This window comes from Marinomonas sp. TI.3.20 (assembly GCF_038155025.1).
Classification (GTDB): domain Bacteria; phylum Pseudomonadota; class Gammaproteobacteria; order Pseudomonadales; family Marinomonadaceae; genus Marinomonas; species Marinomonas flavescens.
Genome location: NZ_JBAKAS010000003.1, coordinates 323,806 through 338,522 on the forward strand (window position 1 = coordinate 323,806; position 14,717 = coordinate 338,522).

The 14,717-nt window shown below is 42.0% G+C and carries 11 protein-coding genes; 6 read left to right on the forward strand and 5 right to left on the reverse strand.

Annotation, left to right across the window (positions count from 1 at the left end; all coding sequences use genetic code 11):
* Positions 1 to 41: 41 nt before the first annotated feature.
* Positions 42 to 1,229 carry an FAD-dependent oxidoreductase gene (locus V6259_RS05715; RefSeq protein WP_341583688.1) on the reverse strand — a complete coding sequence of 396 codons (1,188 nt, stop codon included), beginning with the start codon at positions 1,227 to 1,229 and terminating at the stop codon, positions 42 to 44.
* 331 nt (positions 1,230 to 1,560) lie between these two features.
* On the opposite strand from V6259_RS05715, the gene V6259_RS05720 reads away from it, so the two are divergent.
* From V6259_RS05720 to V6259_RS05730, 3 genes are all read left to right on the forward strand, one after another.
* The gene (locus tag V6259_RS05720) at positions 1,561 to 2,955 is read left to right on the forward strand and encodes a DEAD/DEAH box helicase (protein WP_341583675.1); all 1,395 of its coding nucleotides are present in this window, start codon (positions 1,561 to 1,563) and stop codon (positions 2,953 to 2,955) included.
* 221 nt (positions 2,956 to 3,176) lie between these two features.
* A complete protein-coding gene (locus V6259_RS05725; RefSeq protein WP_341583676.1) occupies positions 3,177 to 6,686 on the forward strand; it encodes an ATP-binding protein in 3,510 nt (1,169 codons plus the stop codon).
* The gene (locus V6259_RS05730; RefSeq protein WP_133012632.1) at positions 6,673 to 7,578 is read left to right on the forward strand and encodes a response regulator; all 906 of its coding nucleotides are present in this window, start codon (positions 6,673 to 6,675) and stop codon (positions 7,576 to 7,578) included. Before V6259_RS05725 ends, V6259_RS05730 begins: the two co-directional genes overlap by 14 nt.
* Positions 7,579 to 7,691: 113 nt before the next feature.
* Here the strand turns inward: V6259_RS05730 and V6259_RS05735 are convergent, their stop codons facing one another.
* Positions 7,692 to 8,525, reverse strand: coding sequence for a phytanoyl-CoA dioxygenase family protein (locus V6259_RS05735; RefSeq protein ID WP_341583677.1), 834 nt, complete (start codon positions 8,523 to 8,525; stop codon positions 7,692 to 7,694).
* A gap of 98 nt (positions 8,526 to 8,623) precedes the next feature.
* A complete protein-coding gene (locus V6259_RS05740; RefSeq protein ID WP_133012627.1) occupies positions 8,624 to 9,496 on the reverse strand; it encodes an AraC family transcriptional regulator in 873 nt (290 codons plus the stop codon).
* A gap of 326 nt (positions 9,497 to 9,822) precedes the next feature.
* Between V6259_RS05740 and V6259_RS05745 the strand changes: the two genes are divergently transcribed.
* Together V6259_RS05745 and V6259_RS05750 are read left to right on the forward strand one after the other, a co-directional pair.
* Positions 9,823 to 10,644, forward strand: coding sequence for an alpha/beta hydrolase (locus V6259_RS05745; protein WP_341583678.1), 822 nt, complete (start codon positions 9,823 to 9,825; stop codon positions 10,642 to 10,644).
* Positions 10,645 to 10,681: 37 nt separating this feature from the next.
* Complete coding sequence (locus V6259_RS05750; RefSeq protein WP_133012625.1) at positions 10,682 to 11,917, forward strand: ABC transporter substrate-binding protein; 1,236 nt, start codon at positions 10,682 to 10,684, stop codon at positions 11,915 to 11,917.
* A gap of 290 nt (positions 11,918 to 12,207) precedes the next feature.
* On the opposite strand, the gene V6259_RS05755 is transcribed toward V6259_RS05750, so the two are convergent.
* Complete coding sequence (locus V6259_RS05755) at positions 12,208 to 13,311, reverse strand: hypothetical protein (protein ID WP_445928500.1); 1,104 nt, start codon at positions 13,309 to 13,311, stop codon at positions 12,208 to 12,210.
* Between the two features lie 457 nt (positions 13,312 to 13,768).
* Between V6259_RS05755 and V6259_RS05760 the strand changes: the two genes are divergently transcribed.
* Positions 13,769 to 14,206, forward strand: a complete 438-nt coding sequence (locus V6259_RS05760; protein ID WP_341583680.1) for an Arm DNA-binding domain-containing protein — start codon at positions 13,769 to 13,771, stop codon at positions 14,204 to 14,206.
* A 200-nt stretch (positions 14,207 to 14,406) separates the two neighbouring features.
* Here the strand turns inward: V6259_RS05760 and V6259_RS05765 are convergent.
* A partial coding sequence (locus V6259_RS05765; protein WP_341583681.1) for an IS66 family transposase occupies positions 14,407 to 14,717 on the reverse strand: 311 nt, incomplete at its 5' end.

Genomic DNA, 14,717 nt, shown 5'->3' on the forward strand with positions numbered 1-14,717 from the left:
TCCTGGGCATAGATACTTGGTTAAATACTGAACTGGTGACGCTAAATTAACACCTTAGTAATATCGTACCCATAGACAGGATCCAATTTAGCCTGAATGATACGCGGTGAAAGTCGTGAGGCTATTTTTACTGCGTTGAGTTTCATTCGCCCAAATACACCACCATGCATATGATATAAGGCGGCATTGTCTTTAGACATCTTTTGGATGTTCGTGGCTCTTGGCTTACGCAACAACTCATAACGATCTAACGCGTCTAAGACACTGTATTTAACAAGCAGTTGGCTTAATGCATAAGCATCTTCAATCGCCATAGCCGCCCCTTGCGCCATAAATGGCAACATAGGGTGACAAGCATCCCCCAACAACACAACTCGCCCTTGATGCCAGGCAGGCAGTTCATCGCGACCATTCAAAGCCCAAAGAAAAGTACTTTTTGCATGGTCAAGCAACTGACTTACTTCAGGGTGCCAGCCAGCAAATGCCGCTTTCAGCTCCTCTACATCGCCCTCTTCACGCCAAGACTCTTGGTGCCAATCTTCTCGCTCTTCTACTGCGACAAAATTCACCAACTCACCGCCACGTAAATAGTAAGTAACAAAATGACGATTCGGACCAACCCAAACACACGCATCCGGTTGAATATGAACATCGTTAAGCTCACTCGCAGGAATAACGCCGCGCCACGCCACCTGTTTCATAAAAGTGGGGGATTCTTTACCTAACATCTGCTCTCGTATAACAGAACGAATGCCATCGGCGCCTATCAATAAGTCTGCACTGTGTTCTGATTTATCCGCCAAGGTCAGCGTCACTTGGTCACCGTTCTCTGTATAACGCTCTACACTGGCATCCAGTAATACTTCAACACCAAGATCTTCACAGGCCAAAATTAATACCTTGTGTAAGTCAGCTCGATGTAAATGCCAATAAGGTGCGCTATATCGTGCTTCTGACGTCTTGCCCAATGGACTTTTTAAATAATACTCACCCGTTTTAAAATCTCGCATACAAGCATGTTGTGGCACAAAGGCATAAGGACGTAACTTGTCTTCTAAACCAAACTGTCGCAACACCTTCATGGCATTAGGACTCATTTGTAAACCGGCGCCCACTTCACCAATTTTCTTCGCCTGTTCAAACACAGTAACCTTGAAACCCGCAGTAGCAAGCGCCAATGCAGCACTCAATCCACCAATCCCTGCCCCAACAATGGCGATATGATTCATTCTATTCACTCAGTTTGTCCTATGCTTGTATAAATCGCGCTGCCTATAATAACCAAGATACTAGCGACTTTCAGAGAAAATGCCTTGCGTCTGATCATAGCAAGACTTAAGAAGTCAAAATAACGATAGCGATAGCCACATTGTGATGATGCCATTACTTCTTCGCACAGCACGCCTTGCGGTTAATGCTTTGCGTTTTTTTACACGCATAAGACGTTCTAAACGCCTACAACATAGCATGTACTGGGGATATAAGGTAAGCTCCACATTATATACGCACAGCCTGATTTACTCGCTTCGCACCCCCCTTTTTTAATAAATGAGAACACCTATGAGTTTCAACGCCCTTGGGCTATCTGCCCCCATCCTAAAAGCCATTGAAGAGCAAGGTTATACCACGCCTTCAGCTATTCAAGCTCAAGCCATTCCAGCCATATTGGACGGCCAAGATGTGATGGCCGCAGCCCAAACGGGTACGGGTAAAACGGCCGGTTTTACCTTGCCTTTACTCGAGCGCTTAAGCCAAGGCGAACCAGCAACAGGTAATCAAGTACGTACGCTTATCTTAACGCCTACACGAGAATTGGCCGCTCAAGTAGCTGCCAGCGTTCAGGACTACGGCAAACACCTTCCTCTTAAATCTACCGTTGTTTTTGGTGGCGTTAAAATCAATCCACAAATGATGGCACTGCGCCGTGGAGCAGACATTCTGATCGCGACGCCGGGCCGTCTGATGGATTTATTCAATCAACGAGCAGTGAGATTCGACAAACTAGAAATCTTAGTCTTAGACGAAGCTGACCGCATGTTGGACATGGGCTTTATCCATGACATCAAAAAAATCTTGGCCGTGTTACCTAAAAAACGCCAAAACCTGCTTTTCTCAGCGACGTTCTCTCCAGAGATCCGCCAACTGGCTAAAGGTCTGGTAAACAATCCCGTTGAGATTTCAGTGACGCCAAGAAACGCAACTGCCGTTTCTGTTGAACAGTGGCTTCACCCAGTCGATAAAAAACGTAAAACTGAATTATTGATTGAGCTAATAAACGAGGGTAAATGGGAACAAGTATTAGTTTTCTCTCGTACCAAACACGGCGCAAACAAAATAACAAAACTGCTTGAAGCCAGTGGCATTCGCGCTAGCGCTATTCACGGCAATAAGAGTCAAGGCGCACGTACTCGCGCGCTATCTGACTTTAAAAATGGCCGTGTAAGAGCCCTAGTTGCAACAGACATTGCCGCTCGTGGTCTTGATATCGAACAGCTTCCTCACGTCGTCAACTTTGACTTACCAGATGTGGCTGAAGATTACGTGCATCGTATCGGTCGTACTGGCCGTGCAGGTGCAACAGGTAAAGCTATTTCTTTGGTTGCAGCAGATGAGCTAGATCAACTTAGAGCCATTGAGCGTCTAACACAAAAACTGATCGAACGTCGTTATGTGGATGATTTCATGCCAACACACATGTTGCCTGACACGACACTGGACAATCGACCAATTAAATCAAACAAGCCTAAAAGATCAAGCTCACCTCGTGGCGATCAGCGTTCAGGTCAAGCAGCAAAACCAAAGCAACATACGGCTGGATCTGCTAAATTTTCTGGCGCTCGTCGTACTAGCAACACTAACGCACCAAAAGCAGACGTAACACAGGGTCAAGGAATGCGCAGTAAGCCATTAGCGCCTGCTCGTCGTAACCGTAAGCCAAAACCAGCTCAAGACTAACTGCTCTAAATCGTGTCACCATGAGAAAAATGGTGGCACGATGTCTGCAAGATTCCCTCATATCTACCGTTTTTACGGGTCTATCAGTGTGTTTACATTAAAACATTGTCTTTAATGTCGCTTTCTCACCACTAGAGACACTGCATTGGTGCGTCCAAAATACCATTCGCACCTTTTTAATGCGTAGGGTTAACACCATTCACAGTCCTGTCGAGATACGTATGCCTGTTTCACAAAAGATTTTTAAAGTTCGCCGTCATTACAATAAGTGGGTTGCCGACCAGACTCTCGAAGACTTTGCATTACGCTATACCTCAAAACAAACACACACCATGAGTATTGAGCGTGTCGCTAATACCGCCCTAGGAGCCACCGCCTTTCTGGCATTAGAAGGGTTAGCCGCAGTAATAACACTTAACTACGGTTTTACTAATTCAATCGCGGCTATCTTTGCCGTTTTACTGGTGTTTTTTGTGACGGGTTTTCCGATCGCATACTACTCTGCCAAACACGGTCTAGACATTGATCTACTGACTCGCGGCGCTGGCTTTGGTTATTTAGGCTCCACGATAACCTCTTTGATTTATGCCACCTTTACCTTCATCTTTTTTGCTATTGAAGCGGCGATTCTTGCCTCTGCACTCGAAGTCCTTTTCAATATTCCTTTAGGCATTGGGTATGCCCTTTCCGCGGTGTTTGTCATACCAATTGTGACCCATGGTATTCGTGCAATCAGCCGCTTCCAATGGATCACTCAATATATTTGGCTGGCGCTGCAATTAACCGCCTTGCTCGTGGTGGTACTGAATGAATACGATCACTTCCAAGCTTGGACGGAATATACCGTCCCAGACTTACCCAGCAGTGGTAATTTTAATGTCATGTTATTTGGTGCCGCGGCTTCTATGCTCTTTGCCTTGATGGGACAAATAGGCGAACAAGTCGATTACCTTCGATTTATGCCTGAAAAAACAGAGGAAAATAAAAAACGCTGGTGGTTTTGGCTTATTGTGGCAGGACCGGGCTGGGTTTTTATGGGCGGTATCAAAATGCTACTGGGGTCGTTTCTCGCGTTTCTCGCGTTTTCAAATGGCGCACCCTTTGAGCTGGCAGCAGACCCAACTCATATGTACCAAGGCGTATTTGAATTTTTAACAAATTCCCCCATTCTTGCCCTAACCATGGCCGCCATCATGGTATTTATCTGCCAAATGAAAATAAACCTAACCAATGCTTATGCAGGCTCTATTGCTTGGTCGAACTTTTTTTCACGACTGACCCATAGCCACCCCGGCCGAGTCGTCTGGTTAGTGTTTAATGTCACCATTGCTCTGCTATTAATGGAACTCGGTATTTACCGAGCGCTAGAAGCTGTGCTGGGGGTCTTTGCTATTGCGGCCGTAAGCTGGCTAGGCTGCTTATCTGCCGACTTATTAATAAACAAACCGTTAAAGCTAAGCCCGGATTATGTCGAGTTCAAACGCGCCCATCTTTACGACATTAACCCTGTCGGCACGGGTTCAATGCTGATTGCAACAATTCTAGGTTTAATCAGTTATTTAGGTGTTTTTGGCGAAGAGATGAAAGCCCTCTGCCATTTTGTCAGCCTAGCAACGTGTTTTGTTTGCGTACCGTTAATCGCATGGCTCACCAAAGGAAAATATTACTTAGCAAGGCAGTCTCCTGAGCTAGTCCCCCTTATTGACCTTGAGGCCTGCCAACACCCTACCATCACTTATAAAGTGTTAACCTGCGGCATTTGTGAAAATACCTTTGAAGTCGCAGACATGAGCTACTGCCCCGCTTACCAACAACCCATTTGCTCCTTATGCTGCTCGTTGGATGTACGATGCCTAGACAGCTGCAAACCCCACGCTCGTATTAGCCAGCAAAGCATCTCGTTTCAAAGGATGTTCTTGCCGAAAAAAGCAGTACGTTTGATCAACTCTCGCTTAGGTCGATTCATAACCTTGCTGGCGGTTATTAATGTCATCAACGCTGCTTTAATGGCGCTTATTTATCGGCAAATGGCACCACAAACTACCTCTGAAATAGCCCTGCTAAATCAAACCATGTGGACGCTGTTTTTTACTCTACTCATCGTCTCTGGAGTACTTTCTTGGCTATTTTTACTCGCCCATGAAAGTCGCGTCGTGGCGCAAAAAGAATCCAACCGCCAAACACGAAAGCTCACCCGTGAAATTGACGCTCACCAAGAAACCGACAAAGCACTGCAATCTGCAAAGGAGTTAGCGGAGCGCTCTAATGCCGCTAAAAGCCGTTATTTAACTGGCATTAGCCACGAATTAAGAACCCCATTACAATCTATTATTGGCTACGCTCAGCTGCTATCCGATAAAGACGAAATGCCACCTCAACACAAACACGGCTTGGATATTATCCAGCGCAGTGGAGAATATTTAGCGGATTTAATTGAAGGGTTATTGGATATTTCAAAAATCGAAGCGGGGCGTTTAGACCTTTATCGCAACACCGTAGATTTGCCAGCTTTAATAGAACAGCTTTGTAATATGTTCTCTATGCAAGCAACCAGCAAAGGCATTCAATTTCAGAGCCACATTCTGGACCCGCTACCACAATCCGTTATGACTGACGAAAAGCGGCTACGACAAATCCTGATCAACGTATTATCTAATGCGATTAAATACACCAAAACAGGCCGTGTCGATTTCTCAATCCGTTACCGAAATCAAGTCGCTGAATTTGTGATTAAAGACTCAGGCCCTGGTATACCGGAGAATCAGATGGCTCGAATCTTTGACCCATTTGAACGCGTTCGTAATGCTGATACAGCTAATTTACCCGGCACAGGATTAGGCCTCACCATCGTAAAATTACTCACCGAAATAATGGGAGGAGATTTACAGGCAAACAGCGTCGTGGGTGAAGGCAGTGAATTTAAAGTGAGTCTCATGCTTCCTTGGGTCAATAAAGAAACCAAAAGAGAAAGTACGCTACAACGAGTGATTGGGTATCATGGCTTCCAAAGAAAGCTCTTTGTCGTAGACGATGACCCTGTGGTGCGAGGTCTACTGTCAGACATACTAGTCCCTCTTAATTTCATCACCTATGAAGCCTATGATGCTCAGCATTGCTTGTCGCAATTAGCCGATGTGACACCTGACCTTTTTATACTGGATATTTCCATGCCAGGAATGAACGGCTTAGAACTGGCAAAAACCTTGCGACAACGAGGCATTAAAGCACCGATTATCATGCTATCTGCTGATGCCCAAGAACAGCATCGCCAACCGGATGAAAAAGCCGCCTTTGACGATTATTTAGTAAAACCCGTGAACAATCAGATTCTATTAGAAAAAATTGCGGCCAATATCGATGTCGATTGGGTGTATCAATCACACAAACAGCACACCAGCACGCCAATAGAACAGCCTACAAAAATAGTACAGATATTTACGCCAGAACAAACAGCACCCGCCGCAAGCGATAAATTCATTGTGCCAGACCATGAGCTATTACGTGAATTAATGGCCTTTGCCGAAATGGGGTATAAAAAAGGCGTCGGCGCTACATTGCAGAAAATATCAGAACTCAAACTACTGCCTGATAAAAACCAACAGACACTAGAGCAATTTTACAAAGCATTCCAGTTCGACTTACTGGCAGAATACCTAGAAAAAAACAGCACAAGCGCAGCAATGAAAAACGCTCAATTGCTGAAGGAGAATAACAATTATGATTCAAACTAAAAACGATATTGTATTAGTTGTGGACGATTCTGCTGATGCATTGAGTCTTATTAACGATACACTAGAAGCCGCGAACATGGATGTATTAGTGGCTTTGGAAGGTAAACAAGCCCTAACCATTGCTAAACGTATTCGCCCAGACATCATCTTACTCGATGCCATCATGCCTAATATGGACGGTTTTGAAACCTGCAAAGCCTTAAAAGCAGACGCAAACCTTGCCTCTATTCCTGTGATTTTTATGACCGGACTAAGCGATACCGATGATGTGGTGCGTGGCCTAGAGGTCGGTGGTGTGGATTACCTCACTAAACCCATTAAGCCCAGCGAATTACTCGCCCGCATGAAAGTACACCTGAACAATGCTCGCCTCACCAGCAGCGCACACTTGGCGCTCGACAGTACTGGCCAACACTTAATGACCGTCTCTGACGATGGGGACATTATGTGGGCCACACCGCAAACATATGCACTGTTAGCCAAAGCCCGAGCCTCTACCGAATGGCAGCACCAAGAACTAACACAACAACTTAAACAATGGCTTGCACGGCTACCTGAAATAGAAAGCGGCCTACCGTTAACCGGTTTAGATTATCCTCTGTCGGTAAAAATAGTCAGTGCGAAACAAGGACAAGAGCGATTGCTCAAGCTAGAGGATGGACGACGCCCTACCGGTCCCAACTTGTTAAAACAAGAATTGAAACTCACAGAACGCGAGTCAGAAGTATTGAACTGGTTAGCGAATGGCAAAACTAACAGAGACATTGCCCAAATATTGGAAATGAGCCCTAGAACAGTCAACAAACATCTGGAACAAATTTTTCCCAAATTAGGCGTAGAAAACCGTACAGCCGCAGCGGGAGTGGCATTAAAAATACTGGCTAATGCCTAAAACCGCCACCAGCCAGCTCACTTATTATTTGACTCTAAGAAGCACAAAAAAAGAGCGATGGTTTAGTAAACCATCGCTCTTGAAACAGACCTAACGACTGATAAAATAACTTATTAAATAAAAGGTTCTATTAAAGGATTAAACTTACCATCAGCCATTTCTCCCGGCTGTCTATCAGGAAGCCAACGCGCCATATCATCTCGACGGCCTTTATTCCAGCGGCCTTGGCTATCGGGATCTTCTATAATTTGGGTTTCATCGGCATACCAAATAATTGTCATGGCTTCCCGCATCACACTAGATTGATTTTCATTGGCTCCATGTAAGCACCAACCAGAGTGAAAAGTGGCATCACCAGCTTTCATATCACCATGATTAACTATTTCAAACCCTTTCTCTTGGCACATTTCACTGAGTATTTTTTCCGATTCATCTGATATAGGAATGTCCCCTAAATACCCAACCTTGCCCGTACCACTAGCAAAGTTAAGCGTTCCCATGTTCTTAGTAACGTCCACCAAGGGCATCCACATAGTGAGTATTTTATCGGTCTCTAATGGCCAATAATATTGATCTTGATGCCAAGGTGTTAGACCACCATTCGGTTCTTTATATAACGCTTGATCGTGGTAAATTCGAACTTTTTCCGTCTTCAATAGCTGTGCAGCAACGCTCGCAAATCGTTTTGCCATTACAAATTTAGCGACATCTGGATAATCTGGCCATAAATTCATAATTTGCAGAAAGGCTTTACCGTAGGTGTCTCTTTCTTGAAGTGGTTTTAAAGCAATTCGACTCTTACGATCCTCTACAGCCGAACGTATTGATTGACGACTTAATTCAACCTGAGAGGCATTACAAACATCATTGATTCGCACATGACCATTCTTATTAAACTCAGCGATCACGTCTTCTGATAGGTTAAGTGTTTGATCAAAACTAGTCATAATTGGCTTCTCCAAATGGTCATAAATATGCAATTAGAGTACAAAACCAATCCTTTAATAAAAACATCAGAATGACTAAAAAATATCAGATATTTGTACTAACCTGCTTTATTAACAGAACGCCCGACAAGATCATTCCGGTACTGTTTTGGCGTTACAGAGAATTGTTTTTTAAACACAGCAATAAAATGAGAAGGATTTGAAAAGTCTAGCTCATAGCTAATTTCAGTGATTGATTTATTACTCTGCGTCAACATACGAGCAGAGCTATAGAGTTTATGTCTAACCGTATATTCAGAAAAATTAAAGCGGAAAACACTCTTAAACAAACGAGAAAAATAAGACGTAGAAATATGACATAACTCAGCGGCTTCAACTAAAGAGAGCTCAACATAAGCATTATGACGAAACAAATCTATGACTGGCTCAAGACGCTCATAACCTTTGCTTGTGGTAATAGGTTGGGCATGCAAATAACTAACTGGCTTGGCATGTTCAACAACCCAAATAATTAATAATTTAAGCAAGGTTAAACTCATATTACTATGAGGGTCTTCTTCATAACTCTTTTTCAGCCATGTTAACTGTTGCTGAACATTCTGTAATTGTTCTTTATCTAAGCGTAAATGAATGCCAAATTGTAAAAAATCCGCTTCTTTAGTGAGATTATTATCTTCTAAAAATGCAGGTAAAAACTGCACTATCGTCCAAGACTTTTGCTCTGAGCTCAATTCGAAGTCGTGAGTTTCAAGCGCGGGTGTAAACACAATATCGTGATCTTTGAGCTGAGATTCTCCTTGAGAATAGAAGTACGAGCCATCTATTTCATCAAAAATAATAAATTCATGAACTTCATGAAAATGCATAAAACATGAGTAGCTCTCATTTTTTTCATACGCCACGCTGTGTACTTCAAATTGATAACCTTCTTGGATGCAGAAAGGCTCACAATAGGTTTGTGTTTTTATCATTATTTTATTCCAACCTAGACAAAAGTATTCAAAACATCAGATATCGATCATTATTCGAACAACAAGAGAGATAACAAAAACCGCAAATTCATGTCATTACGAGACAATCATTTAGCAGAATATCACATTCTTTACATGTTTTAATCTAGGCTAATAAGTGACATCACGCTATGCCACGAAAATTAGATGAATATTATTTTATATAACAAGGGTCAAGCTTGAGGGCTCTCACAAGTCTGATCGTAATATCCAAGCATTCGTAATCTACTCCATAGTCGCATTGCGAAAAGCGTTATGGTTTCTCACTGAGGCTAAGCGAGGCAATAATGACGATCAAGCGTTTAGAAGTGTCTAACCCAGCTTACACACCAAACAACACACAGTTTTTGACCATACACTCATCATATTTAGAGCGTCGTCACGATGTTTCAATTTATAACGTTAACGCTCAAGAAAAAGACGTTCCCATCATCGTTTTATTGCATGGCGTCTACGGAAATCACTGGGTATGGATGCACTTAGGTGGGGTGCATTTGGTTTACGAAAAATTGAAAAAGGCTAACAACCTTGGCGAATTTGTTTTAGTTATGCCCTCCGATGGCGGCCTGCAAGACGGCTCCGCGTACTTACCTACAAGTAATCACGGTAACTATGAACAATGGATCATAGAAGATGTTTTAGATGCCGTTATAGACAATGTCGCTTGTGTTTCAAGTAACAGTCACATTTACCTAACAGGTTTATCCATGGGAGGTTACGGGGCATTACGCTTAGGTGCAAAATACGCAGATCGTATAAGTGGCATTTCGGCTCACTCCGCAATCACCAAACTCGAACAAATATGCCTATTTACCGATACACCGCTAGATCAATATGCCTGCCTTAACATAGAACAAGACAACCTTATATTTTGGATAACCGAAAATGCAGCAACGCTTCCGCCGCTGCGCTTTGATTGCGGAGAAGATGATTTATTGTACGAAGCCAATGTCGAACTACATAACACATTAGACACACTCAACATAAAACATCAATTTGAACACTTTACGGGGGAACATAGCTGGCCATATTGGCATCAGCATATTGAACAAACATTCCAATTTTTTAATCTCATTGAGTCAGAACAACAAGTCATAAAACACGATTAATGCCACTCTAAATAAAAAGAATAAAGAGGCTATAACCATGAAAAAACTAAAATCCTTATTAACCCCACTCCTACTGGCAACGGCGCTCATTAGCTCAGCCCACGCAAGCACACTCGTTATCAATTCAGACCAAGCCGATCCAGCGCCAAAAGCTGCTTTTCAAAAGATCATGGCGAAATTTGAGGCAGAAAACCCTGAGATCAATGTTGAATTCAATATATACGATAAAGAAGCTTATAAAACGGCTATTCGTAACTGGCTAGCCACCTCGCCTCCGGATGTTGTCTTTTGGTATGCCGGCAATCGAATGAAAACCTTTGTCGATCGGAAATTATTTACCGATGTCAGTGATATTTGGAAAGAGCTAGACCTCAAAAAGAGCATGCCATCTTCTGTTTCCTCCATGACTGTCGACGGTAAACAATGGGGTATCCCTTACACTTATTACCAAGTAGGCGTGTATTACCGTAAAGATATATTTGAAAAATATGGCCTTTCTGCTCCAAAAACTTGGCAAGATCTATTAAAAGTAAGTGCGACGCTCAAATCCAATAACGTAGAGCCTATTGCGATTGGAACTAAATTTTTATGGCCTGCAGCCGCTTGGTTCGACTATATAGATTTACGACTAAATGGACTTAAATTTCATATGGACCTAATGGACGGCCGTATCGCTTATACTGACGAGCGAGTTCGTAATGTCTTCAAATATTGGAAAGAGCTGGTTGAACCAGGTTACTTCTTACAAAATCATGCTTCGTACTCTTGGCAGGAAGCGCAGCCATTCTTATATAATGGTTCTGCCGCTATGTATTTGATTGGTAACTATATTGCTCCTAACTTCCCAAAAAACTTAGACGGAAAAATAGGCTTTTTTCAATTCCCAATCATAGATCCTACAGTACCCGTTGCAGAAGATGCTCCTACCGATACGATCCATATCCCAGCCAAAGCAAAAAACAAAAAAGACGCGCGTAAGTTTCTTAAATTTATGGCTAGAGCAGATAACCAAACGCTCGTTAATGCCGCATTACTGCAAATACCAACGAATAAAAATGCGTCTATCGTAGACAATTATTTCTTAAATAAAGGCGTCGAAGTTCTAAATAACGCCAGTGGTACCGCTCAGTTTTATGACCGCGACACACCACCTAATATGGCTAAAGAAGGAATGAAAGGCTTCCAAGAGTTTATGGTTAAACCCGAACGACTGGACAGCATACTCAAACGTCTAGAAAAAGTTCGCCAACATACCTTTAAAGTAAAAGAATAAAGCAACAATAAATAAGCCCCTAGAAAGTTAGCACTCACTAACTCTCTAGGGGCTTTTTATATGATGAGTCTGTCTCGACTTGAACGATGGACCTGCCGATTATGGGCTTTAATACCTATTAATTGATGTAGTTTGATCTAGATTCATGAAATATATTTAATCATAAAAGACTACACATTCAAGACGCTAAGGCCGATGACTTAGTCATAGAAGTACAGCTTTCTAGTAGGAAATTCTTTCGCGTCTAAAAGCATCTCAAAGAGCATTTTATGATAGGCAGCTACACAAAATTAGTTACAGCCTTTTAACATTAGATTTACTTTTAGCAAAGTCAGGTTTCTTTCATCATTTTCACTGAATTTAAACTTCCCTTTAGTAACAGCATTGAATCGCTCAAAGTAGTAGTCCAGAAGCGGATCATATCTACCCGTATAGATCCAAGTATAGAGCTTTGGTAGTTCATAACTTAACTCTCTACCAAGATCTGAACTATTATTCACATCAGAATCAGTTTCCAAATCAACGATGTTCATTGATTGTAGATTGGCCTTGATCTCCTCAATAGTAGGTAGTAGCGACTCTTTATAAGTATCAGCTAGAAGCTCAAGCGCAGCATCAGTCACATTTGCTTGAAATATCATAATCAGGTCATCAATCTCACCGTTGTAATAGTCATTATCCAACCGCTTTTCTGATTCGATTTTTAGAACGTATAGCTGTTCTAATGGATCAGATTTAGTCTCAATAGACTGCTTAGAAAAGTTTGTCTGGTACTCTTTAAACAAGCTCTGAATCTTTTCAGCAATTACTTCAAGATAGTCATATCGAGTTGTTAGAAATTTCAATAACTCACTTATGTAGAGGTCCAGAGTTAAGTCTTCTTCACCAATTTCTCTACTGTATAAGTGAACAGTTAAATCAGCATTGTTTAAATAGCTCTTGAACGGCCAACTTGCAAAGCGTTTTGAGTTAGATTGATTCAACTCTACAGGATGAGCACCAAAGCAAGCTCTTAGAGTTTTAAAGTATGTATTGTCATCTTCTCGCTCAATTAGGCGATTGTGAAAACACTTCTTCTCACCTTTAAATGGAACTGTTTTTTCATTCACAAAAACTCTGTGCAGTTGGGTTACTGATGCCGAGATTAGGTCAATAGATGATATGAGGGAGTAAATCTGCATACACTTTACGTCTATGTTTGAATCGAACTTAGGTGCATTATCTAAGTGCCGCACTGAAACACTGATCCAATCCATACAAGAGCAAACGAGGTGAAAAAGATTCTTACCACCTTTATCTTTGTAAATTTGATAAACGAACTTTGAATTAGAATTAACTAAATCTCTAAAATCTGAAATTTTTTCATCAGTCACAATACCTTTCATTTCAACCACACACATCAATCCTAGAATTAGCCTAAATTACCACCAAAATATCGATAGTTCATTAGCTATCTGTGCCGAAGCATCCGTCTGTTCGTGTCCTGAACATGGAAAAAATAAGAGGGTATTAGAGAAATATACGTGTTTAGCTGAGTGTTAAAACTCGTTTTAGCAACGCCCGTAATTGACTATATTTCACAGGCAATAAAAAAGCCCCTAGAAGGTTAGTTTTCACTAACGCTCTAGAGGCTTATTTTATATGGTGGGCCTGCCCCGACTTGAACGGGGGACCTGCCGATTATGAGTTTTAATCCCTATTGATTGATGTAGCTTTACACAGATTGATGAAAATATATTAAACCATATAAATCAAAAACTTAAATTCAAAACAGTTTTATTAAGCTTTACTTAACAATACCTATATTGATAGATTATGTAGCACATCTGTAGCACGTAATTTAGGTATAGTATGAAACTGAAGTTCACTAAAGAGATCATTTCCGCCATAGAGCCGTCAGATAAAAGACAGCGCATTCAAGACGCCAAGGTCGATGGACTAGTGATAGAAGTGCTTCCTTCTGGTAGGAAATCGTTTCGTGTCTACAAACGCCTCAAAGGACATACCTCCCCTGTAAGCATTACATTAGGCCAATTCCCTTCTTTAACCATTGAGAACGCTCGAAAAAAAGCACTAGAGGAATTATCTAAGCTTGCACATGGCATCAACCCAAATGAACAAGCCAAAGCCGATGCAAAGTCAAAAATTACATTAATAGAAGTTTATGATGACTACATATTACAAAAGGAGCTATCTGAGTCGAGCTTACGAGGCTATAACCAAATAATGCGATCATATCTTGCTGACTGGCATAAATCGGCTCTTGCAGACATTACAGAGAGTATGTGAGCGTCCGGGCATCACCACCTAGGCAAGCTCAAATTATTATCTATTACTTTTTTTCATTTCTGAGTGGCGTAAAACGACAAGTGGATCTAAGGTTATAGATAGACAGAGAGCAAGGGATTGTTCAAGCCTCCAGGACGGAGGCTCTGTCTTCTTTCAGGATGATTCCTTGCAGCAAGGAGGCTGCAAAAAAGTCTCTTCACTTACCTCTTCTTAATGTTCCACGGCAGTAACCGGTCGATCTCATCGTAGTCACTTTTATCGTTTAATAATGGCAGTGTTTCAAACAGCGTGGTCAGGTAATCGTACGGGATTAATCCATTAGCTTTGGCGGTTTCGATAATACTGTAAAGTATCGCGCTCGACTTGGCTCCCTTGCCTGTATTAGCAAACAACCAGTTTTTACGACCAATAACGAAGGGTTTGATCGCCCGTTCGGCTCGGTTGTTATCAATGTTGATTCGCCCATCGGTTAGGTAAACGGTGAGTTTGTCCCATTGATTGAGGTTATATT

What these genes read in the sequence shown, in the direction of transcription:
- V6259_RS05740 (WP_133012627.1), bottom strand. Translation starts at nt 9,496, where the DNA reads ATGATAAAAACACAAACCTATTGTGAGCCTTTCTGCATCCAAGAAGGT.
- V6259_RS05730 (WP_133012632.1), top strand. Translation starts at nt 6,673, where the DNA reads ATGATTCAAACTAAAAACGATATTGTATTAGTTGTGGACGATTCTGCT.
- V6259_RS05720 (WP_341583675.1), top strand. Translation starts at nt 1,561, where the DNA reads ATGAGTTTCAACGCCCTTGGGCTATCTGCCCCCATCCTAAAAGCCATT.
- V6259_RS05735 (WP_341583677.1), bottom strand. Translation starts at nt 8,525, where the DNA reads ATGACTAGTTTTGATCAAACACTTAACCTATCAGAAGACGTGATCGCT.
- V6259_RS05760 (WP_341583680.1), top strand. Translation starts at nt 13,769, where the DNA reads ATGAAACTGAAGTTCACTAAAGAGATCATTTCCGCCATAGAGCCGTCA.
- V6259_RS05715 (WP_341583688.1), bottom strand. Translation starts at nt 1,229, where the DNA reads ATGAATCATATCGCCATTGTTGGGGCAGGGATTGGTGGATTGAGTGCT.
- V6259_RS05750 (WP_133012625.1), top strand. Translation starts at nt 10,682, where the DNA reads ATGAAAAAACTAAAATCCTTATTAACCCCACTCCTACTGGCAACGGCG.
- V6259_RS05725 (WP_341583676.1), top strand. Translation starts at nt 3,177, where the DNA reads ATGCCTGTTTCACAAAAGATTTTTAAAGTTCGCCGTCATTACAATAAG.
- V6259_RS05745 (WP_341583678.1), top strand. Translation starts at nt 9,823, where the DNA reads ATGACGATCAAGCGTTTAGAAGTGTCTAACCCAGCTTACACACCAAAC.